The organism is Bacteroides helcogenes P 36-108, from assembly GCF_000186225.1.
Taxonomy (GTDB): domain Bacteria; phylum Bacteroidota; class Bacteroidia; order Bacteroidales; family Bacteroidaceae; genus Bacteroides; species Bacteroides helcogenes.
The window spans coordinates 710,082-730,076 of the sequence record NC_014933.1; the positions used below are offsets into that span (position 1 = coordinate 710,082).

The 19,995-nt window shown below is 42.0% G+C and carries 15 protein-coding genes; 4 read left to right on the forward strand and 11 right to left on the reverse strand.

Going from position 1 to position 19,995, the window contains the following annotated elements; all coding sequences use genetic code 11:
- Window positions 1-4: 4 nt before the first annotated feature.
- Complete coding sequence (locus tag BACHE_RS02720) at window positions 5-3,166, reverse strand: SusC/RagA family TonB-linked outer membrane protein (RefSeq protein WP_407707860.1); 3,162 nt, start codon at window positions 3,164-3,166, stop codon at window positions 5-7.
- A 473-nt stretch (window positions 3,167-3,639) separates the two neighbouring features.
- Here BACHE_RS02720 and BACHE_RS02725 point away from each other — a divergent pair, with 473 nt between their 5' ends.
- Window positions 3,640-4,266 carry a ribonuclease H1 domain-containing protein gene (locus BACHE_RS02725; protein ID WP_013546176.1) on the forward strand — a complete coding sequence of 209 codons (627 nt, stop codon included), beginning with the start codon at window positions 3,640-3,642 and terminating at the stop codon, window positions 4,264-4,266.
- Between the two features lie 42 nt (window positions 4,267-4,308).
- Here the strand turns inward: BACHE_RS02725 and BACHE_RS02730 are convergent, their stop codons facing one another.
- The 4 genes from BACHE_RS02730 to BACHE_RS02745 form a co-directional block, all read right to left on the reverse strand.
- Entirely contained in the window at window positions 4,309-6,147 is a 1,839-nt protein-coding gene (locus BACHE_RS02730) for an ABC transporter ATP-binding protein (RefSeq protein ID WP_013546177.1), read from the reverse strand.
- A gap of 132 nt (window positions 6,148-6,279) precedes the next feature.
- Window positions 6,280-8,118 carry an ABC transporter ATP-binding protein gene (locus BACHE_RS02735; protein WP_013546178.1) on the reverse strand — a complete coding sequence of 613 codons (1,839 nt, stop codon included), beginning with the start codon at window positions 8,116-8,118 and terminating at the stop codon, window positions 6,280-6,282.
- Between the two features lie 10 nt (window positions 8,119-8,128).
- Complete coding sequence (locus BACHE_RS02740) at window positions 8,129-9,430, reverse strand: glycosyltransferase (RefSeq protein ID WP_013546179.1); 1,302 nt, start codon at window positions 9,428-9,430, stop codon at window positions 8,129-8,131.
- The gene (locus BACHE_RS02745) at window positions 9,427-10,362 is read right to left on the reverse strand and encodes a glycosyltransferase family 2 protein (RefSeq protein WP_041579596.1); all 936 of its coding nucleotides are present in this window, start codon (window positions 10,360-10,362) and stop codon (window positions 9,427-9,429) included. Before BACHE_RS02745 ends, BACHE_RS02740 begins: the two co-directional genes overlap by 4 nt.
- Window positions 10,363-10,702: 340 nt before the next feature.
- On the opposite strand from BACHE_RS02745, the gene BACHE_RS02750 reads away from it, so the two are divergent.
- A complete protein-coding gene (locus BACHE_RS02750; RefSeq protein WP_013546181.1) occupies window positions 10,703-11,311 on the forward strand; it encodes a DUF4254 domain-containing protein in 609 nt (202 codons plus the stop codon).
- 12 nt (window positions 11,312-11,323) lie between these two features.
- Here BACHE_RS02750 and BACHE_RS02755 read toward each other — a convergent pair whose 3' ends face one another.
- Complete coding sequence (locus BACHE_RS02755; RefSeq protein WP_013546182.1) at window positions 11,324-13,255, reverse strand: LTA synthase family protein; 1,932 nt, start codon at window positions 13,253-13,255, stop codon at window positions 11,324-11,326.
- A 4-nt stretch (window positions 13,256-13,259) separates the two neighbouring features.
- Window positions 13,260-14,444, reverse strand: coding sequence for a glycosyltransferase family 87 protein (locus BACHE_RS02760; protein ID WP_013546183.1), 1,185 nt, complete (start codon window positions 14,442-14,444; stop codon window positions 13,260-13,262).
- Window positions 14,445-14,580: 136 nt separating this feature from the next.
- On the opposite strand from BACHE_RS02760, the gene BACHE_RS02765 reads away from it, so the two are divergent.
- Together BACHE_RS02765 and BACHE_RS02770 are read left to right on the forward strand one after the other, a co-directional pair.
- On the forward strand, window positions 14,581-15,717 hold the full coding sequence (locus BACHE_RS02765) for a glycosyltransferase family 4 protein (protein ID WP_013546184.1): 1,137 nt from the start codon (window positions 14,581-14,583) through the stop codon (window positions 15,715-15,717).
- Between the two features lie 6 nt (window positions 15,718-15,723).
- Window positions 15,724-16,500, forward strand: a complete 777-nt coding sequence (locus tag BACHE_RS02770) for a glycosyltransferase family 2 protein (RefSeq protein ID WP_013546185.1) — start codon at window positions 15,724-15,726, stop codon at window positions 16,498-16,500.
- 12 nt (window positions 16,501-16,512) lie between these two features.
- On the opposite strand, the gene BACHE_RS02775 is transcribed toward BACHE_RS02770, so the two are convergent.
- The 4 genes from BACHE_RS02775 to BACHE_RS02790 are packed head-to-tail and all read right to left on the reverse strand — an operon-like array spanning window position 16,513 to window position 19,939.
- Window positions 16,513-17,403 carry a capsular polysaccharide synthesis protein gene (locus tag BACHE_RS02775; RefSeq protein ID WP_013546186.1) on the reverse strand — a complete coding sequence of 297 codons (891 nt, stop codon included), beginning with the start codon at window positions 17,401-17,403 and terminating at the stop codon, window positions 16,513-16,515.
- Window positions 17,400-18,197: a glycosyltransferase family 2 protein gene (locus BACHE_RS02780; protein WP_013546187.1), complete on the reverse strand. Its 798-nt coding sequence runs from the start codon at window positions 18,195-18,197 to the stop codon at window positions 17,400-17,402. Before BACHE_RS02780 ends, BACHE_RS02775 begins: the two co-directional genes overlap by 4 nt.
- A gap of 3 nt (window positions 18,198-18,200) precedes the next feature.
- On the reverse strand, window positions 18,201-19,010 hold the full coding sequence (locus BACHE_RS02785; protein ID WP_041579147.1) for an alpha-1,2-fucosyltransferase: 810 nt from the start codon (window positions 19,008-19,010) through the stop codon (window positions 18,201-18,203).
- On the reverse strand, window positions 19,007-19,939 hold the full coding sequence (locus BACHE_RS02790; protein WP_013546189.1) for a glycosyltransferase family 2 protein: 933 nt from the start codon (window positions 19,937-19,939) through the stop codon (window positions 19,007-19,009). The genes BACHE_RS02785 and BACHE_RS02790 overlap by 4 nt, the downstream gene beginning before the upstream one ends.
- Between the last annotated feature and the right edge of the window lie 56 nt (window positions 19,940-19,995).

A 19,995-nucleotide genomic window follows, 5' to 3' on the forward strand; every position in this document is an offset into this window, starting at 1 on the left:
TTAATTAAAAGGTTACATTTAAGCCGAATGAAATAGTTTTGGACAACGGATAAGTACACCCGTCCCAATTACCCACACCTACGGTTTCAGGGTCAAACGTATCGGCCAGACTGGTGATAGTAAGCAGATTCTCAGCCGACACAAAAAGACGGACATTGTTGATTGACCATTTACGAGTCAACTCCGCAGGAAGTGTATAGCCCAAAGTGACATTCTTCAAGCGGCAATAAGCTGCATTCTGCAGATAGCCAGTTTGAGCCTGGCGGTTTCTTCCGTTTTCCAAAGGTCGCGGGAAGTAAGCATTTACATTAGCTCCCAAGCCGCTGTTTGTTCCTTCCGGACGGAAATAGTCCAGATGATACTCAAAGAAGTTGGTCTGCCAATAGCCTACCGCACCCCAAAACATGGTAGAGCCATCACTCGGCATATAGTCACGCTTCAACGTACCTTGCAGAAAGATTTTAAAATCAAATCCCTTATAAGCACCATCCAAATTCAGACCGAAATTATAACGAGGTGTATTGTTGCCGATTTTTATCTTGTCACCATGATTGTCGGCAGTATTGGCTTTTGCACTGATTGTCTTATCACCGTCAAGGTCGGCATACATGATGTCACCGGCTCCCCAGTTAGATCCCAAGGCCGATTGGTCCACTTTGGCAAGATGTGCCTGCATCTCGGCATCCGTTTTGGCAATGCCTATTGTCTGATACCCCCAAATGTCTCCCAATACGGCTCCATCATAGTAAGTCTGTCCCAAGTCTTTGGATGGATTGGGATATTTGTCAATAACAACTTTGCTGTCCGAAAGAGTAAAAGTAGCACCATATCTGAATTCATTAATCTGATCTCTCCAGCTCACCTGAAGTTCCCATCCTTTAGAAGTCATATCCAGATTGTTAATATTGGGGACACTTGCGCCCAAGATAGCTGGTAGTTCCTCACCCGGCCCCACCATGTCTTTAGACTTACGCTGGAAATAATCAAAGCTCAGGTTCAGGCGATTGTTGAGCAATCCTAAATCAAGGCCGAGGTCCAAAGTCTGAGTCTTCTCCCAGCCAAGAAGGGCAGACACCAAACCCGATTCAGCGGCAGTATTCGGTTTTGCGCCATTTATCAACCAGCCACCATCATTCGGCTTATAATCGATAGTGCGATAGAAAGGATACCAGTTATCAGTATTCTGATTACCTAATTCACCCCAAGAACCACGAATCTTCAATGTGTTGATTTTATCGGTCAAACCTTCGAAGAAATTTTCACGGGCAATGTTCCAACCTGCTGAGAAAGAAGGGAACCAGTTCCAGCGCTTATCTTTCAAAAAGCGGGAAGTACCGTCATAACGCAAATTGGCCTCCAACAAATAGCGCCCCTTATAGTCATAGTTCATGCGACCGAAAAAGCCGGCAGTGGCCCATTCCTGATAACCGCCGCTTGCTTTGGCATTGTTCGACGTTGTATTCAAAGTAGGAATACCCGCCATGATATTATCCTGACTGCCTTTCACATTACGTTGCTTGAATAACTCGCTTTGAAAACCGGCCATCACCTTGAAGTTGTGTCCGCCTTCCAATTCAAAAGAATATTCAGAAAAAATGTTAGGATTAAAGAAATTACTCTTATATGCATTTTCACTTACGCCTGACGTACTGTTGGCTATGACATACGGATTCTTGTTCACATCATAGGCATAGACAGTCTGATAATCGGTATGTTCAAAATTGTAATTTGAACGGTAATTCAGTTCCACGGTAGTTTTCCAATTCTTGATTGGTTCCAAAACAAATTGCAATTGTTGCGCAATCACGTCATTCTGTGTTTTGTAACGTCCTCCTTCGGTCAACTGATAGATTTTTGACTCGGCTGTATAGAAGCCATTTGGGTCAATGACCGGAATAACGGGCCAATAGCGGCAAACATCAAAATAAAACACATTTTCCTTATTTTCGCCTGCACTGGCAAATGAAGGAGAATCATAATCCGTACGATTAAAACGAATACTATAATTCATCTTCAGCCATTTGGACAACTGTGCATTCAGTTTGCCTGTAAAAGAATAACGCTGCTTGCCATCATTTCCATATTTCAGCAAGCCACCCTGATTTAGATAGTTGGCAGAAACATAATACTGAATAGTTTCCGTACCGCCATTAGCGCTGATGGAATGTTCCTGGGTAAAACTGTTACCGAACAGTTCGTGTAACCAATCCGAGTTACCGGCAGGCATCACATCCTGGCGACTGGGATCATCAAAGGAGTTCCATCTTCCGGCACTGGTAGGCCACATGAATTGAGTGGCTTTCCCTGCCTGATAATCCTTGATTTGCTGTAATTTTGTAGGGCTGTACATCGCTGACTGACCACCGTTTCCCAACTGATCATTGACTGCCAGCGCAAAACTATAAGAATCAGCCATGTGAGGCATATTCAATGGAGAATTAAAACGGAAACTATTATTGTAATTAACAGATGTCTTACCCGACTTCCCGTTCTTAGTAGTAATCAAGATAACTCCTCCGGGAGCGCGTGAACCATAAATAGAAGATGCTGCTGCATCCTTCAAGACAGAGATGTTTTCAATATCCTGCGGATTCAAAGCGTTCATGTCACCCTCCATGCCGTCAATCAGGACCAAAGGAGACACAGAAGAACCCTTACCGATAGTACCAGTACCACGGATATTAAAATTTTTGGATCCTTTCAATGAGCCACCATCCGAACTTGTGGAGATATTCATTCCCGGAATGATTCCCTGCAAGGCTTCAACAGTAGAATTGACCGGACGGGCAGCAATTTCCTTAGCTCCAACTGAAGAGACAGCACCTGTCACATTCACTTTCTTCTGCGTACCAAAAGCCACCACCACTACTTCATCCAAAGTCTGTGTGTCTTCTGCCAACAGAATATTGAGAGGTTGACCGTTCCACTTCACTTCTTGGGTGATGTATCCGACAAAGGAAATCACAATAACATCTCCTTTTTTTACATTGCTAAGTGAAAAATCACCATCAATACCCGTAACAACACCATTCGTGGTTCCTTTCACAACAACAGATGCTCCAATAACGGTTTCACCCGTAGCATCCTTGACAACGCCCGTGCAAGTACCATTCTGCCGAACAGAATTTACGCTTACCGCATTCTCTACCGGTAATGCATAAGCCATTCCCGACCCTGCTGATAGGAAGAATAGCAGCATTCCAACTGTACTAAGCTGTTTTCGCATTTTAATAAGTTTTTTAAAGGTTAGATTATTCAAACAGAGACTTAGTTCTTTCAGAACTTAACTTAATAAAAAGTGTACTACCCATACTTATTGGCGAAATTAATGTTTGTTTTTAGATTTCATCCTTCACCTGCAAAGCCATTGTTCATCGGAGAATGTGGAGGAACCGATGATAAGGTAAAACTTAAAAATAAACATTGATTTAATTCCTCAATTGGTTGTTTGTATATGAAATATGGAAATTTATTGAGAAAAAGATGTGGTTCATTGGATAAATATTCTGTTGTATATAGTAATATCTCTCAAAAATTAGCCTACATTTGCATTGTTTATGAAATATATGAGATAAGTTCTGAAAGAACTTCTACCTTTTCATATTCTTTCCTACCTTTGTCCCCACTTATTTTCCACTTATGAAACAAAAGAAATTCTATGTTGTTTGGGCAGGTTTTTCACCGGGTATTTATGATACATGGATAGCATGCCAACAACAAATAAAGGGGTATAACGGAGCAAAGTACAAATCCTTTGACACTTTGGAAAAAGCACAAGAAGCCTTTGTGTCCTCACCTTATTCATACATCGGCAAAAATTTAAAGCCCAAAGAAAAAAACAATTCGGATACTCTACCTTCTTCCGTCATAGAAAACAGTCTGGCTGTAGATGCGGCCTGCAGTGGTAATCCTGGGGCTATGGAGTATCAGGGCGTACACGTAGCCAGTCGTCAAAGAATCTTTCACTTTGGACCGATGTATGGCACAAACAATATCGGAGAATTTCTCGCTATCGTCCACGGCCTTGCCCTGTTAAAGCAGAAAGGCTATGACATGCCGATATACAGTGACAGCGTGAACGCCATCAATTGGGTGAGACAGAAAAAATGCAAGACCAAACTGCCGCGCAATTCCAAAACAGAAGAAGTGTTCATTTTGATAGAACGTGCCGAAAAATGGCTGCGCGAAAACAGCTATACCACACGCATCCTGAAGTGGGAAACCAAGCAATGGGGCGAAGTTCCAGCCGACTTCGGAAGAAAATAGCCAAGACACAATAAGGCAGCAAAGTAGAAAGAAAAAACAGAATCAAGATAACGACTGCATGTCATTCAGCCTCTTGTAATACCCGTTCTTCGCAAGCAATTCCTCGTGCTTGCCACGTTCCACTATTTCTCCTTCATAGAGTACGCAAATTTCATCAGCATTCCTTATGGTGCTAAGTCTATGAGCTATGGCAATAGTAGTACGTGTCTTCATCAGTCGCTCCAATGCTTCTTGCACCAAGCGTTCCGATTCAGTATCAAGCGCAGAGGTGGCCTCATCAAGAATCAGGACAGGAGGATTTTTCAGAATGGCGCGGGCAATGCTGATGCGCTGGCGCTGACCTCCGGAGAGCTTCCCTCCGCGGTCACCGATATTCGTGTCATAGCCCTTCTCTGATTCCATAATGAAATCGTGGGCATTGGCAATCTTGGCAGCTTCAACAACCTGCTCCAAAGTAGCATTCTCCACACCGAAGGCAATGTTGTTAAAGAAAGTATCATTGAAAAGAATGGCTTCCTGATTCACATTACCGATCAATGCACGAAGATCACGAATGCGGAAGTTCTTGATATTAATTCCGTCAAGTGTTATTTCACCCGACTGCACGTCATGATAGCGCGGCAATAGATCCACCAAAGTCGATTTACCCGAACCGGACTGACCGACCAAGGCGATAGTATGTCCTTTGGGAACAATCAGGTTGACATGTTTCAAGACCTCTCTCTTTCCATCGTAACTGAAGGTCAAATCTTTGAATTCAATATTGTTCTTCATTCCGGTCAAAGGGAGAGGATTGGCCGATTCTTTGATCGGATTTTCCGCTTTCAGAATCTTATCGACACGCTCCATAGAGGCCAAACCCTTCGGAATATTGTAACCGGCTTTTGCAAAATCCTTCAGAGGATTGATGATGCTATACAAAATCACCATATAGAAAATAAAAGTAGAAGCTTCAATGGAAGATGTTTCTCCCAAAATCAGCATGCCGCCAAACCAAAGCACAAATACAATGAGCAATGTACCGAGAAACTCACTCATAGGATGGGCAAGTGCCTGACGCATGGCAACCTTGTTTGTCGCATCACGCAGTTCATTGCTACACTCCGTGAAGCGGTTTACCATTTTATCTTCAGCGATGAAGGCCTTGATAATACGAAGTCCCCCCAATGTTTCTTCCAGTTGGGACATAGTATCGCTCCACTTTCCCTGAGCCTCCAAAGAATTACGCTTCAACTTCTTGCCCACCTTACCCATCAGCCACCCCATACCGGGCAATACCAGAATAGTGAACAGTGTCAATTGCCAGCTCGTAATAATCAGGGTCGAAAAATAGAGTATAATCAAGATAGGATTTTTCAGCAGCATATCCAAAGAACTGGTAATGGAGTTTTCTATTTCACCCACATCGCCACTCATACGGGCTATAATATCCCCTTTTCTCTCCTCAGAGAAGAAACCAAGCGGAAGGTACATGACTTTTGAATAAACCATTACGCGGATATCACGTACAACACCTGTGCGAAGAGGAATCATCACCGCCGAAGAACCGAAGTAGCAGGAAGTCTTCAACATAGTCATGAAAGCAAGAAATAGACCCATGAAAAGAAGGGTCATCGAAGGGCCATACATTTCTATCATCCGAGTCACATAATAATAGAAATTATTCACGGCTACCTCCTTCAAGCCACCGCTTCCCCACTCCATATATTGATATACCTGAGTATTACCACCCGTTTTGAAGAGGATGTTCAGAATAGGAATCAATAAAGTAAACGAAAAGACATTAAATACAGCCGATAAGATATTAAGCACGATTGCCCAACCGATATACTTCTTGTAAGGCGACACAAAACGCCGCATTAATTGCAGAAATTCCTTCATTGCTTGCTGTTAAATAAGTTATGAGGGAGCAAAGATACAAGAAAAGCCTTCACATATTGCATCATAAAGAGAAGAAAATGGCTTTATCCGACATAATTTTCCAATATCACCAGACCAGTATCCTCACCAATCCTATAAGCTCTGCATATCATTCAGCCTTTTATAATAACCATCAAGAGCTATCAACTCGTCATGTGTGCCCCGCTCCACAATCTCACCCTCATAAAGCACACATATCTCATCAGCATTCTTGATGGTACTGAGTCTGTGGGCTATGGCAATGGTGGTACGAGATTTCATCAGACGTTCCAAAGCTTCCTGAACCAACCGTTCGCTCTCGGTATCGAGTGCGGAGGTAGCCTCATCCAAAATCAGAATAGGAGGATTCTTCAAGATAGCGCGGGCAATGCTGATACGCTGACGCTGTCCACCGGACAAACGTCCGCCACGGTCGCCAATCATAGTATCGTAGCCTCTTTCCGTTTCCATAATAAAATCATGCGCATTAGCTATTTTTGCAGCCTCGATCACCTGCTCCATGGCAGCATTTTCCACACCGAAAGTAATATTATTATAAAATGTGTCATTAAACAGAATAGCTTCCTGACTGACGTTGCCTATCAATGCACGCAAATCATTGACAGATACATTCTTCACATTTTTTCCGTCTATCAGCAAAGCGCCCTCAGTCACATCATGATAGCGCGGAACCAAATCAACCAAAGTGGACTTTCCGGAACCGGACTGGCCAACCAGAGCAATAGTCCTTCCTTTGGGCACTACCAGATTTATGTGCTTCAGCACTCCCCTACTCTCGATATAGCTAAAACTAACATCACGAAACTCCAACTGACTTTCAAAGCTCTTTAACGGCAGAGCCTCAAGAGGCTCTTTAATACAGTTCTCGGCCTTCAGAATCATATCTATACGCTCCATGCTTGCCAATCCCTGAGGTATATTATAAAAAGCCTTTGAAAATTCCTTCAACGGATTGATGATGCTATAAAGAATAACCAAATAGAATATAAATGTGGCCGCATCCATTGGAGAGTAAGTTTTTCCAAGAATCAACGAACCACCAAACAACAATACAATCACAATGATACATGTTCCCAAAAATTCGCTCATAGGATGTGCGGAACTTTGGCGGATTATCATTTCATTCATGGCATTTCTAAAATCATTGTTGGTCTTCGCAAAACGTACAGACATCTTCTTTTCCGCAATAAAAGCTTTAATAACCCGCAGGCCACCCAATGTTTCGTCCAACTGGGACATAATGTCTCCCCATTGCGCCTGTGCAGTGGAAGATTGCCTTTTCAGTTTACGGCTAATCACTCCCATCACCCAACCTGCCAACGGAAGAATGACAATAACAAACAAAGTCATCTCCCAACTCACCGAGAACAGTGTAATGAAACAAACCAAAAGAGCTATCGGATTACGAATCAGCATATCGATGGAACTGGTCAAAGAGTTTTCAACAACAGTGACATCAGCACTCATACGCGCAATAATATCTCCTTTGCGCTCCTCCGAAAAAAAGCTGAGAGGCAATCCCAGCACTTTGTCATAAACCTGAATACGGATATCACGCACAATCCCCGTACGGAGAGGAACCATCACCGCCGAAGAAGCGAAATATCCCGCTGTTTTCAAAAGCGTCATGACTACCAAGAATAAGCCCAGCATGGCAAGAGTGAGAAAAGCGCCGTATGTCTGAACGACCGAACTTATCCAGAAATAAGCATTATTGACAAGAATATCCTTATCAATATGCTCCCAACTCATCGGCATATATTCATAAACTGTTGCATCTATCTTAAACAAAATATTCAGGATGGGGATGATAGCCATAAAAGAGAATACATTCAACCACTGAGAAAAAAAATTAAGCGCCAACGCCCAAGCCAGATACTTACGATAAGGCATGATGTACCGTCTTATCAAGGAGAAAAACTGTTTCAACATAAAGATCCGATTAATTAATGCGAGTGTAAATTTCCAGACGCCGTTCCAGCATCTGCTGCGGATTGTACAATCCCTTCAGTTTGTTCTTTGCCCTGAGTGACATATTTAATTGCAACTCGCAATCATCGGATAGCCGAACAATAGCACGGGCAAAATCGGTGGTGGAATCCGCCTTCAGGCATTCTTCACCATCACAGAAATCAAGTCCTTCCACACCCTTAGAAGTAGTTACAAAAGGAACATCGGCAGATATGGCATCCAGAATCTTCATTCTCATCCCACTGCCGATACGAATAGGAACGAGTGCAATACTCCCTCTGGCAAACTCACCCAAGTTCTCTACATATCCCACCAACTCCATTTCTGGACAGACAGTGAGCAAGTTCATTACACACGAACCTTTCCATCGGCCTATCACCTGAAACTTAAAGTTAAATCCCATTTTACGTAAACAAGGGGCTATTTCCTTGCAAAACCAAATAACCGCATCTAAATTAGGAGTATGATCCTCGCTCCCAACAAATGTCAACCTATGAGTCGTTGCAGGTACAAACATGGACACAGAGAGATCTTCAATTCGCACCACTGCGGGCGAAGCATGGACATTATCCTCACGTCCCATAAATTCCACCAGTTTCTGTCGATCAATCTCCGTCAATACAATGACATGCTTATACTTCAATAAAGCGTCTTTTTCAAAATCTCTTGCCACAGAAAATGCCATACGATCCTCATCTGTCACACTCTTAAAAAGTGACATCTCATTTTCATTACGAATGTATCTCAGCTCGTGGTGTACGAAGACAGTCTGTACGTTATCCGGCAGAAGATATCCTAATGAAATCAATTCATAAAACTCCACTTGGATAATGTCAAACCCCAAATTTGCTATTTGGCTTACATATTTCAAATATCCCGGATCGAGCCATGCAAATGCAGATACATAAAGAGTTGATTTTCTATGAATGATGTCCTCATAATCTTCTGCCACACTTTTCGTAACAATTCTTTGTCTCCTCATTTTCCGTTCAAGAGAAGCTTTCGCTTTACCCAACCATTTATAATAAAAAGGGTGGCGCACAGTCAGTTGTCCGCACTCCACTTCTTTTTTTGTAAAAATGTAGAAGAACACATTCGGCCATAACTTCTTCAATGCCTCTACATTTTCCCTTTGGATACCTGAGCCGGGATTGAGCAATACCGAAACAGACATCTTATCACGAAGATAGTCCACCATATTGAAAAATGCTTGATTACCTCCCGAATCCAACGGATAGGGAACATAAGGAATAATAAAAAGAATCTTTTTCATTTTCTTCTAAATAAATTTGTTTTGAAAATATGGCGAAACGCTACCTGTAAAGCCATAGCATAACTAAAATCACCAAGTATAGAGCAAATCCTCCCAAGATCCAGTAAAGTGAAATTGTAACGAACGGAACGAGACAAAACCGTATGAATATATGCGCTTAATGCTTCCTGCAACCGTCGCTCCTTCACGTGAGAGGTACAATGCTCTCTTATCCATCTTATAAACAAAGCTGTAGCTCGTAATTTCTCTTTGTCAAAACATGCAGAATTACAAATATTTGTGCCTGCCGCATTTCTCCAACAGACAGGATTACCCAGCAACGAAATAACTCCACCTGCATAATTCGCAAATCCCACCCATGTAGCATCATCCGAACACCACGCCATCGGAAACTTCACAAAACCTCCCATTTGCCTCCAGACATCACGGCTGAAAACATACTCACAGGCAGCAGAACTAATCTTCCCTGTCAGTTTATCCAATAATAATTCATATCCGGAAATTTGTTTTGTCTCAAAAGGCGGGTTTTTATATACCATCTTACCATCGGCATCTACTACCATCAATGGCAGACGCATGAATATGGGTTTCCCATTATACTTCCGTAATGCCTCTAACACTCTTTCCACTCCATCTGAAGGCATTATATCATCATCCGAAAAAAGCCAAATCAATGGTTCAGTTGACAAACTTATGCATCGGTCCCAATGTCCCGGTAAATCTTTTCTCCCAAGATTACACTCAAAGCGATGATAGACAATATTCAGTTCTTTACTGTAACTACGGACAATTCCCCCTATGTCTTCAAGACTTGCGTCATCACCGACATATACAGTGAACTCACGACAGCTCTGTTTTGCAACGGAATCCAAAGTCTTCCTCAAAAAGCGAGTCTTATAAGCCGGTATAATTATAGCCAATTTCTCACCCATTATCACTTTCACTAAAAAGCAGCATAACTCCACCCGTATCAGTATCAAAGCAATTACTTGCATAACCATGACAGGAAGAGCAGCCTTATTACCAATAGAATTACTAAAAACGCAGATTATTTATCATTAAGTCTGTTGCAAAGTAAATGCATTATATTATTATATACTGCATTAAATGATATAAAAAAAACATGTAAAACAAATATTAACCTAATCGTAAATTCATATCAGGCATTGCAATGGGGCTTTTTTAGTAATAAATAATTGGAAGTCTTAAAATAATTACATAGTTTTGCATCTTTAATTAATAACTATTCATTCTACCCAAAACAATAGCTTTATGAATTTTACAGAAACTTGCAATCGCATCTTCGTACAGTCTGTCCTTGATTATCATAAGACAAATGATATTGACACTCCCATCAGTAACCCGTATCCGTTGAAAAGCATAGAATATTATCTCTATCTGAAGAATTGGATTGATACCGTACAGTGGCATCTGGAAGACATCATACGCAATCCAGAAATAGATCCGGTGGAAGCACTCAAACTAAAGAGAAGGATTGACAGATCCAATCAGGATCGTACAGACTTGGTAGAACTGATAGACAGCTATTTCCTCGACAAGTATAAAGAAGTGCAGGTATTGCCGGACGCAGTCATCAACACAGAAAGTCCTGCATGGGCCATAGACCGCCTGTCCATTCTTGAACTGAAGATATACCACATGCAACAAGAAGCAGAACGTACTGATACCACACCGGAGCATCGTACACAATGCCAGACAAAACTGAACATCCTGCTTGAACAGCAGGAAGACCTGTCCGCAGCCATCAACCAATTAATAACGGATATTGAAAGCGGGCGCAGATACATGAAGGTTTACAAACAGATGAAGATGTACAATGATCCGTCACTGAATCCGGTACTTTACGGCGGAAAGAAGTAAAATACCTTCTTTCTAATCCGCCGTCATACGGTCAGCATTCATACGCTCCATATATTGCTGTATAATTGCTTTCAGCTCAAGTTCCATCCTGCCTTGAGAGGCGACTGTACCAATCAGATTCCTTTTCAAGAGCTTGTCTGTCTTAAAAGCATATACAGCAATTGACTTTTCTCCGTCAAATTGTAACATATAATCTCCTTTCATGTATTGATAGATGCCGTTGTTATAATTCACTGCGTATGTATCTTCTGCCGGAGTATGCAGTAAATCACACCCGAAAGTCACATAAGGCTTATCATAACCCAAGTATCCCAAAACAGTAGGCATAATGTCTATCTGTTGGGCAATGGCATCGACATGTCCTTGCAAATCACCATCGGGAGTATAGAAAATGACAGGCACTCCATAGCGGCCGGCATCCGTATAATATTCTTCATGATTACTCTGATTGGTATGATCGGCCGTCAACACAAATAAGGTATTTTTGAACCAAGGTTGGCGTGCCGATTTCTCAAAGAAAAGCTTCAAAGCGTGATCGGAATAGAGGATGCACTTATGGATGGGCAACGGCCCCTCAGGAAAAACATTTTTATAGCGTTCCGGAATCACATACGGATGATGGGAGGAAGCAGTGAAAATTCCCACAGAAAACGGTTGGGGAAAAGTGCTTAGCTTATCTGCAAAAAACTGGAGAAACTCTTCATCCCAAATCGCCCAGTTGCCGTCAAAGTCATTATCATCACCATACTCCTCACGTCCGAAGTAATCCGGATAGCCCACTGCACGGGCATAAGCCTGAAATCCCATGGAGCCATCACGTGCTCCGTGAAAGAAGGCTGTATAATATCCTTTTTTCTTCAACTCACTGCCAATGCCTGACAGCTTGTTGAGCGACGCTGGTGTAAGAAAGAAAGGCTCTACAAAACGAGGAATACCAGAAAGGACAGAAGGCAACCCATCAATGCTCTGTTGTCCATTGGCAAAAGAATGTTCGTAAACCAGGCTTTTGGTTATCAGCGAATCCAAAAAAGGAGTATATCCTTTGTAGTTCCCATCTTCCAGATCCTTGTTGAGCGAACCGAAATACTCTTTACCAAAACTCTCCAACACCAGAACCACCACGTTTTTAGCGGAGAATTTTACGCTGTCGGCAGGTTGGTGAAGCGGATTGAACAAGGCTGTCATTTCTTTCTCGTCAGAGAAATAGTGTGGATTGATGAAAGGCTTCTTTCCAATGGTGCGCAGAATGGAGAAAGGCGTATTCAGCACAATTGCCGTTTCCGTGGGACGATCCACGTATTGACTTGCATTACTGATGGTAATGGGCCGCACGTCACGACCAATTCCCCCACGCATTCCAAAGACGGTGAACGGAACAGCTATCCCCAATGCCAGCAGACAGGTCAGGTAATAAGGAGCCAAGCTCCGGCGGGCATCCGGACGGGGAGTACGGTAAAATTTGTATAAGGCATATCCCAATGCAACAGCCACCAGCACCAGATACCAGTTATGGACCAGCTCTCTGCCTATGATACCGCCCAAATTATCTTCATTGGCAAACTGACTGAAAACAGAAGTTGTAGTACGACGATTAGAATAGCGGAAATATACCGTATCCATCAGATTCATCACGATCATCAGCATATTTATTCCGACATATATCCAGCGGACCACAGAATAATAACAAGGTGTCTCCTTATAATGAAGAGGGAATAATGTCAGCAATATAACCAGTGCATTGCCATACAGAATAGCCGAGGTATCAAAAGCCAGCCCTCCGCACAGCATCTCCCACAAATGCCCGGACGTCAAATCCGGGAAATAAGAAAGGTTCACCCACAGAAAAAGAAGCCGGCACAGCATGAAGCAGACATAAACCAGCAACAGATTAAAGCATAAAGCTAAAGGAATGGAAAATAAAGACCTAAACTGTTTCAAATTCATATATTTACTCTTTTATCTTTAAAAATCTGATATTCTTATAATCCTTGACACACATCTCATACGTCAGCTTCAGCCAAATTATGACACAAGGCAACGCCTTCAACGCATAAGGCTGTACAATCTCTTTACGGATGAAAGCCGGAAAAAGATCCGATGGAGACATACTTGTCAGCACAAAGGCGAAAATCATCAACGCCACATCCCATCCCGAACGCTTCCAAGGTACTGACCAGTACCAATATGCAACTCCTACAAAAGCTATGATATAAGTGCTCGACTCGCTACCTGTGCTGAAAAGAACCACAAACATCAGCACAGAAGCCAGCAGTGCATAGCGGAAAGGAGCATACTTATATTGCCCGATACGCAGATAGGGCAGGCCAAAAAGAATCAGACCGCACAATATAATCCAAATGTCCGAATAAGAAGCGCACTGGGAAATCTTACGGATCATACCCAACAAAGAAATATTCTGTCCGCCGGAAAACAAGTTTTCCGCATTTTTAGCCGAAAGGCTCTCCCACCAACCTACGTATTGTGAAATGATGTAGTCCGGACTGCTGATAAACATGGGAACAACAAACATCACTCCTGCCCATAAGAGCAATGACAGAATGAGCTTTGTCTTATGCTTGGAAAAAAAGAAGAATGCCAGCCCCACAATGCCGTAAAGCTTCACAAAAGTACCCAACATGATGAGACAGGCCGCCCAGAAGTCTTTTTCCTTTTCTATGCAATAGAAAGTAGCTATGATGATAGCCGCAATAGCTATATTAAATTGTGACATGAATAGCGCTGTCAGCAATTCGTGCGCACAAAACCAATAAAGGTAAATTCGCTTACGATCTGCAAAAGGCAGTTTGCGGATGGCATAATACAAAGAAAGAGAAAGGGTAACCAGCCAGAACAGCAGCCCGATCCACTCCGGCAACAAAGCGAACGGCGCTATCACCAAACTGAAGAACGGGCCATAATGATTTGTATCCCAATACTCATCATAGACTGCATAAAGCGGTTTCTGCTCTATCGTATGCCAAAATACGTATCTGAAGATAAGGAAGTTATTGTGCTTCGTGATTTTCAGCAAAGCCGCAATCACCGGCAACAGAAGCCATAATCCGAAAAGAGTACGATAATTACTAAAAAAAGGTTTCTGCAGGAAATAGCAGAAGCACCGCAACTGTTTCATAATATCAATTTCATATTGTTCATATTATTATGAGCATGCAAATATAAAGAAGATATTCCGTTCTATGCCAAGTAATACAGATTTCGTTCCACCTTTTTAGCTTTTATTCTTATCTTTGCCACAAAAACAGACAGTCATGAGGATAGGATTCGACGCCAAGCGTGCCGCACAAAACAGAACCGGGCTGGGCAACTACAGCCGTTTTGTCATTGAAAGTCTCATAAAGTATGCTCCCGATGAGCACTACCTGCTATACACACCTAATCCTAAGAAGACATCATGCATCGGAGAGACTCTCCTACAAGACAATACCGAAATCTGCTATCCGCACAAAATCTTCTGGCAAAAATTCCGTTCTCTATGGCGCGTATGGGGCATCACCTCCGATTTAGAGAAGGACGATATTCATTTATTCCACGGTTTAAGCAACGAACTGCCCCTAAACATACGTACGGCCCAAAACATACGTAGCATTGTCACTGTACATGATCTCATTTTCCTGCGTTATCCGGAATATTATCCATATATCGACCGTAAAATATACGCATACAAGTTCCGCAAGGCCTGCCTGAATGCAGACCGAATCATTGCCATCAGCGAGTGTACCAAACGTGATATCATAAACTTCTTCCGCATCCCTGAAGAAAAAATAGACGTGGTGTATCAAGGTTGTGACGACAGCTTCAAGCAAGCGGTATCCCTGGATAAAAGAGAAGTAATAACTCGGAAATATCAACTTCCCGCTAAATATATTCTGTACGTAGGCAGCATTGAGGAACGCAAAAACCTGATGGTGCTGGCACAAGCTCTCCCGTTTCTGACAAAAGATGTACAGATAATAGCAGTGGGCAAGAGAACTCCTTATGCCGGCAAGGTAGAATCCTTCCTCCGACAAGAGGGATTACAACACCGCATGAAACTCATCAGTAATGTCCCGTTTGAGGACTTGCCTGCACTTTATCAGATGGCTTCCACATTCGTCTATCCGTCCAAATTTGAAGGCTTTGGAATTCCTTTGCTGGAAGCCCTCAACAGCGGTACTCCCGCCATCGGAGCCACGGGCTCGTGTCTGGAAGAAGCAGGCGGACCACATACCTTGTATGTCAATCCCAGCAATGCCCGCGAACTGGCAGAAACCATCACGCGGACACTGACAGATTCCATCCTCAGGGAAAGGATGATAGCTGAAGGGAAAAAATATGCTCTTAATTTTGAGGCAGAAAAAATAGCCAAAGAGATAATACGCATTTACAAAAAAGTAATGAAACAATAACCTGCCATGAAAATATCCATTGTTATCAATACATATAATGCCGAAAAGCATCTGAAAGAAGTACTGGAATCTGTGAAAGGATTTGACGAAATCTTGGTTTGCGACATGGAGAGCACCGACCATACCATAAAAATAGCCCAGGAATATGGCTGTAAAATAGTCACCTTCGAGAAAAAGAATTATAATATAGTAGAACCTGCCCGCCAATTTGCAATTGAACAAACCTCTCACTCATGGGTTTTAGTGGTGGATGCAGATGAAGTCGTGACAAAAGAACTGAGAGATTATCTGTATGCCAACATCAGCCGGGAAGATTGTCCGGATGGTATTTTGATACCTCGTAAAAACTATTTCATGGGGAAATTCATGCATTGCTATTATCCTGACCATATTCTCCGTTTCTTCAAAAAAGAGAAAACATACTGGCCCCCCATTATCCATGTGTCACCGGAAGTAAAAGGTACACTTTATAAAATTCCTCCCAAAAGAAAAGAACTGGCATTCGAACACTTAGCCAATGACCTTGTCTCCGACATCGTGAGAAAAACAAATGACTATACAGAAAATGAAGTGACTAAGAAAGCTCATAAGCATTATACGGTGTTTGCTCTCCTTCACCGCCCTCTATTCCGCTTCTTTAAGGGGTATATACTGAAACAGGGATTCAGAGACGGAGTTCCCGGCTTCATAAGAGCATGTTTAGACGGATACTACCAATTTGTAATGGTAGCAAAAATATTAGAACGCCAACACCGAAAAGGAATCACGGCAAAACAACGATGAGATATCGTGGAATCAGAAACTCTCCGGAAAGAACAAAGGAGTCTTATAGGTCAGTTTATGAACAAAGGACCGATCTGATATTTCTTTCAGTTTCTCTGCATCACAGGTCGGATGCGAAAGCAACTCATACAGTTCTTTAGTCGGCGCTTCGGACACTTTCTTCATCGTAGCATAACATTTCTTGGCATACTTATTATCGGTGACAAGAGCAACAAACATCAAGTGTAACTGGAAATAATGCATCATGCTATCTTCATTTTTCCAATAACTGTCCAATATTTCTTTCCAAGCCTTCAATAACCAAGAAGACCGGCTACTATACAGGAAACAGCTTTGAATCTGTGTATAAGCAAATTCTCCGGCAGACTGGAAAACAAAAAAGGGCTGCCGATACACCCACTCAGGAATAGAAGAAGTGAGCAGGCAAGTGGCATCAATCCACAAACCTCCATACTTATCCAATAAATACACACGTAATATATCCGAAAATTGGGCATCAGGAATAATACCTTTTCGCCTTTTCTCAAGGATGTAAGGAGGTAATTCCAAATAATCCGATATATTGTCTTCCGTGAGAAGAATCACTTGTTGACCAGCCTCTTTATACACTTCGACAGACCGCAGGCATCGTCTTACCACATCCGGAGCCTGTTCTGTTCCTTGCAGCCAGCATTGCCAAATGTAAGGAGAAAAAAAAGGGCCCTCCTGTTCTGTCTCTGCATACATGTCGGGAAACTGCAACTTACAAACATATTCTTTCTGAAAGTAAGCTATCGTTCTTTGAGCATTATAAGGGTGAAGCAGGTCACGAACCTTATGCCGCAACTCTTTTTGAGGAACCAGGGCGGAAACCAGCGTAGCAAAGAGCTTCCGGATTCTTGCACATAAATGATCGTGTTTCATAGATACTTGTTTATTCCATTAGTACAATATTTACGATGCTCTTTCTTTGTACGTTCCAACTCTGCCAAATGATATTCTTCATTGCTTCGGGAAGACTCCTTATGGTTCAAGTGATACACAATGCCTCCCATTTTCAAAAATTTCTTCCGCACTCCGGCAAAAAACAAGCGGAAACCGAGTTCGCCGTCCTCATGTCCCCATTGCAGTAAATCCTCATTGTATCCATTGACGGTGATAATATCTTTTTTCCAGAAAGCCATATTACACCCCCGCAAATGATCAACCTTCTTGCCATATTTAGTAGCTACAAACTGACGCAAGATTTTAGAACGAAAACTGTTCAGCATAAAACTGATTGGCATATCAAACAGGCTGATCTCCAAACCTCTATTTGCCAATATCTTTGCCGTAATAGCAGCTCCCAACTTAACACGACTGCCACAAACAAAACAATTATGCTCCGCAATCTCTAAATGATCCTGAATAAAATGACGCTCCACAATCACATCTCCGTCTATCTGAATAAGATAATCATACTGAGCCTGTGCCATTGCTTTATTCAAAATGACAGTTTTCCTAAATCCTTGATCCTCCTGCCACAAATGTATAACAGGAATTTCCGTGGTAGCTTTCAGCCGTTCTATCAACTTTCTTGTATCATCACCTGAACCATCGTCTGCAATAATAATCTCACCGGGTGGAACAGTCTGATTCAGCAAACTGCCCAGCGAGAGTTCCAAGGCTTCTTTCCAGTTGTATGTTGCCACAATGACAGAAACTTTATCTTTTATCATAATTTATACAGTTGTAAAAAGGTCTTTAAAATAACGGAAACTATCAGGAGAGAACGGTTTATCTCTATCCATAATCCAATAAAGAGGAATGTCTCTATAAAAAGCGGCCACCAATGAGAAGGTACTTTTCACTCCTATCAGATAGTCGCATTGAGACAGCAGATAGAGATCTTCTACCCCACTTCCCCGGAAGAGGTAAACAGAATGACCGATTTCCTGTCTGTACTGGTCCAGGCATAACTTTTCATCATTTGTACAGATATAAACATTAATTTTACAGTCATCATGCATCCGGCAAAACTGATTAATCAGATCTATATAAGTGGCATCCGGGAAGAAATATTTGCCTCCCTGCCAAGTAGCATAATCACCCCGACGGATATGTACACCCAGCCTCAATAACTTCCTACCATCGTTTCCATCATGCTGGTCCAGCCAATGATTAACCCTGCTTTTTATAGACGATTTTATATCAAAAAGATCCAGAATCTCCCTCCTGTATTTAAGGAGCAGTTCCGGAAAACGGAATCCCCACTGATCCACAACCACTATTCCGGAGTTACGAACTTCTGCCACAACCTGCGGATTTGTATCTTCCGATACAATTTTCAAGAGACGCAATGCAATGCACATCTTCGCCAGAAGATAACTGCCAAAATTGTGATACCATTTCCTGCAAATCCGGAAATACTGATATTTATAAGAAAATCTCATTGAGAAGACAAATATCCCATACTCCCTTCCGAAAGCATAGGCATGAGCATACTGCAATATATTATTGCACATTTGTCCATATCCTTTTACAATTATCATATCATTCTCTGTAAAGTGGATAAATTGGTTATCTTATCAAATTCATATAAAAAAGTATTCATCCAAAGTGGGGCGGAATAATGCTTTATCAGTTCTTTCTTATATTCCGGCAACATCGTTTCATTGGCCCAAAGCCGTTTTGCCATTCGAGCCTTTATCACCAAACGCTGATAGGCAGAAAAGCTCAGCAATTCGGCCACAGCCTCCATCACTCTATACCCTTCCGAATAATACAATCCTTGCAATTCTGCTTTAGGGGAAACCTTATTGAGATGCTGCCTGAAATAGTTCAGTTTGCGATTGACATAAATAATCTTACCCAAACTGGCTATTCTTGCCCAGCAAAGCCAGTCACCACACAGCTTGTACTGATACAAGTCCTTGCAAATGGCTTCATAAGCCGATTTTCTAAAAAGAACCATACTCGCATTAAAAACAGGATTGCAAAATACCATATTGTGTTTCACAAACGATACGCCTTCATACATTTTGGAAGCTTCTTGCGACCGGAAAGATTTCAAATTCCAGTCGCGTTCCATAATGCCACCATCACCATCTACAAGATAAGAAGCCGAAAAGACAAGCATAATATCCTTCCTCTGTTCTATTTGGGCAACAGTAGCAGAAAGGAAGTGAGAATCCGCATAGTCGTCACTTTCCGCAATCCAGATGAAGTCGCCTTTAGCCATCGAAATACCCTTATCCCATTGAGCGAATACATTTCCACCATTCACTTCATTGTAAACGACAGCAGAGACTTTTTCTTCATTTTTATACCGTTCTATGATATCCCGGCTATTGTCAGAAGAACAATCATCCAGAATAATCACTTCAAAGTCCCGGTAAGACTGGGCTAAGACAGTATCTATACGTTTATTCAGATACAACGCATGATTATAATTCGGGACGATAACAGATACTTTAGGCATAAACCTGAAAATTAAATATTTTAGAAAAACAAACAATCATTTTTAGCTTCATAATA

What these genes read in the sequence shown, in the direction of transcription:
- BACHE_RS02725 (WP_013546176.1), top strand. Translation starts at nt 3,640, where the DNA reads ATGAAACAAAAGAAATTCTATGTTGTTTGGGCAGGTTTTTCACCGGGT.
- BACHE_RS02780 (WP_013546187.1), bottom strand. Translation starts at nt 18,197, where the DNA reads ATGATAAAAGATAAAGTTTCTGTCATTGTGGCAACATACAACTGGAAA.
- BACHE_RS02770 (WP_013546185.1), top strand. Translation starts at nt 15,724, where the DNA reads ATGAAAATATCCATTGTTATCAATACATATAATGCCGAAAAGCATCTG.
- BACHE_RS02760 (WP_013546183.1), bottom strand. Translation starts at nt 14,444, where the DNA reads ATGAAACAGTTGCGGTGCTTCTGCTATTTCCTGCAGAAACCTTTTTTT.
- BACHE_RS02765 (WP_013546184.1), top strand. Translation starts at nt 14,581, where the DNA reads ATGAGGATAGGATTCGACGCCAAGCGTGCCGCACAAAACAGAACCGGG.
- BACHE_RS02775 (WP_013546186.1), bottom strand. Translation starts at nt 17,403, where the DNA reads ATGAAACACGATCATTTATGTGCAAGAATCCGGAAGCTCTTTGCTACG.
- BACHE_RS02755 (WP_013546182.1), bottom strand. Translation starts at nt 13,255, where the DNA reads ATGAATTTGAAACAGTTTAGGTCTTTATTTTCCATTCCTTTAGCTTTA.
- BACHE_RS02740 (WP_013546179.1), bottom strand. Translation starts at nt 9,430, where the DNA reads ATGAAAAAGATTCTTTTTATTATTCCTTATGTTCCCTATCCGTTGGAT.
- BACHE_RS02730 (WP_013546177.1), bottom strand. Translation starts at nt 6,147, where the DNA reads ATGAAGGAATTTCTGCAATTAATGCGGCGTTTTGTGTCGCCTTACAAG.
- BACHE_RS02720 (WP_407707860.1), bottom strand. Translation starts at nt 3,166, where the DNA reads ATGGCTTATGCATTACCGGTAGAGAATGCGGTAAGCGTAAATTCTGTT.
- BACHE_RS02750 (WP_013546181.1), top strand. Translation starts at nt 10,703, where the DNA reads ATGAATTTTACAGAAACTTGCAATCGCATCTTCGTACAGTCTGTCCTT.
- BACHE_RS02745 (WP_041579596.1), bottom strand. Translation starts at nt 10,362, where the DNA reads ATGGGTGAGAAATTGGCTATAATTATACCGGCTTATAAGACTCGCTTT.
- BACHE_RS02790 (WP_013546189.1), bottom strand. Translation starts at nt 19,939, where the DNA reads ATGCCTAAAGTATCTGTTATCGTCCCGAATTATAATCATGCGTTGTAT.
- BACHE_RS02735 (WP_013546178.1), bottom strand. Translation starts at nt 8,118, where the DNA reads ATGTTGAAACAGTTTTTCTCCTTGATAAGACGGTACATCATGCCTTAT.
- BACHE_RS02785 (WP_041579147.1), bottom strand. Translation starts at nt 19,010, where the DNA reads ATGATAATTGTAAAAGGATATGGACAAATGTGCAATAATATATTGCAG.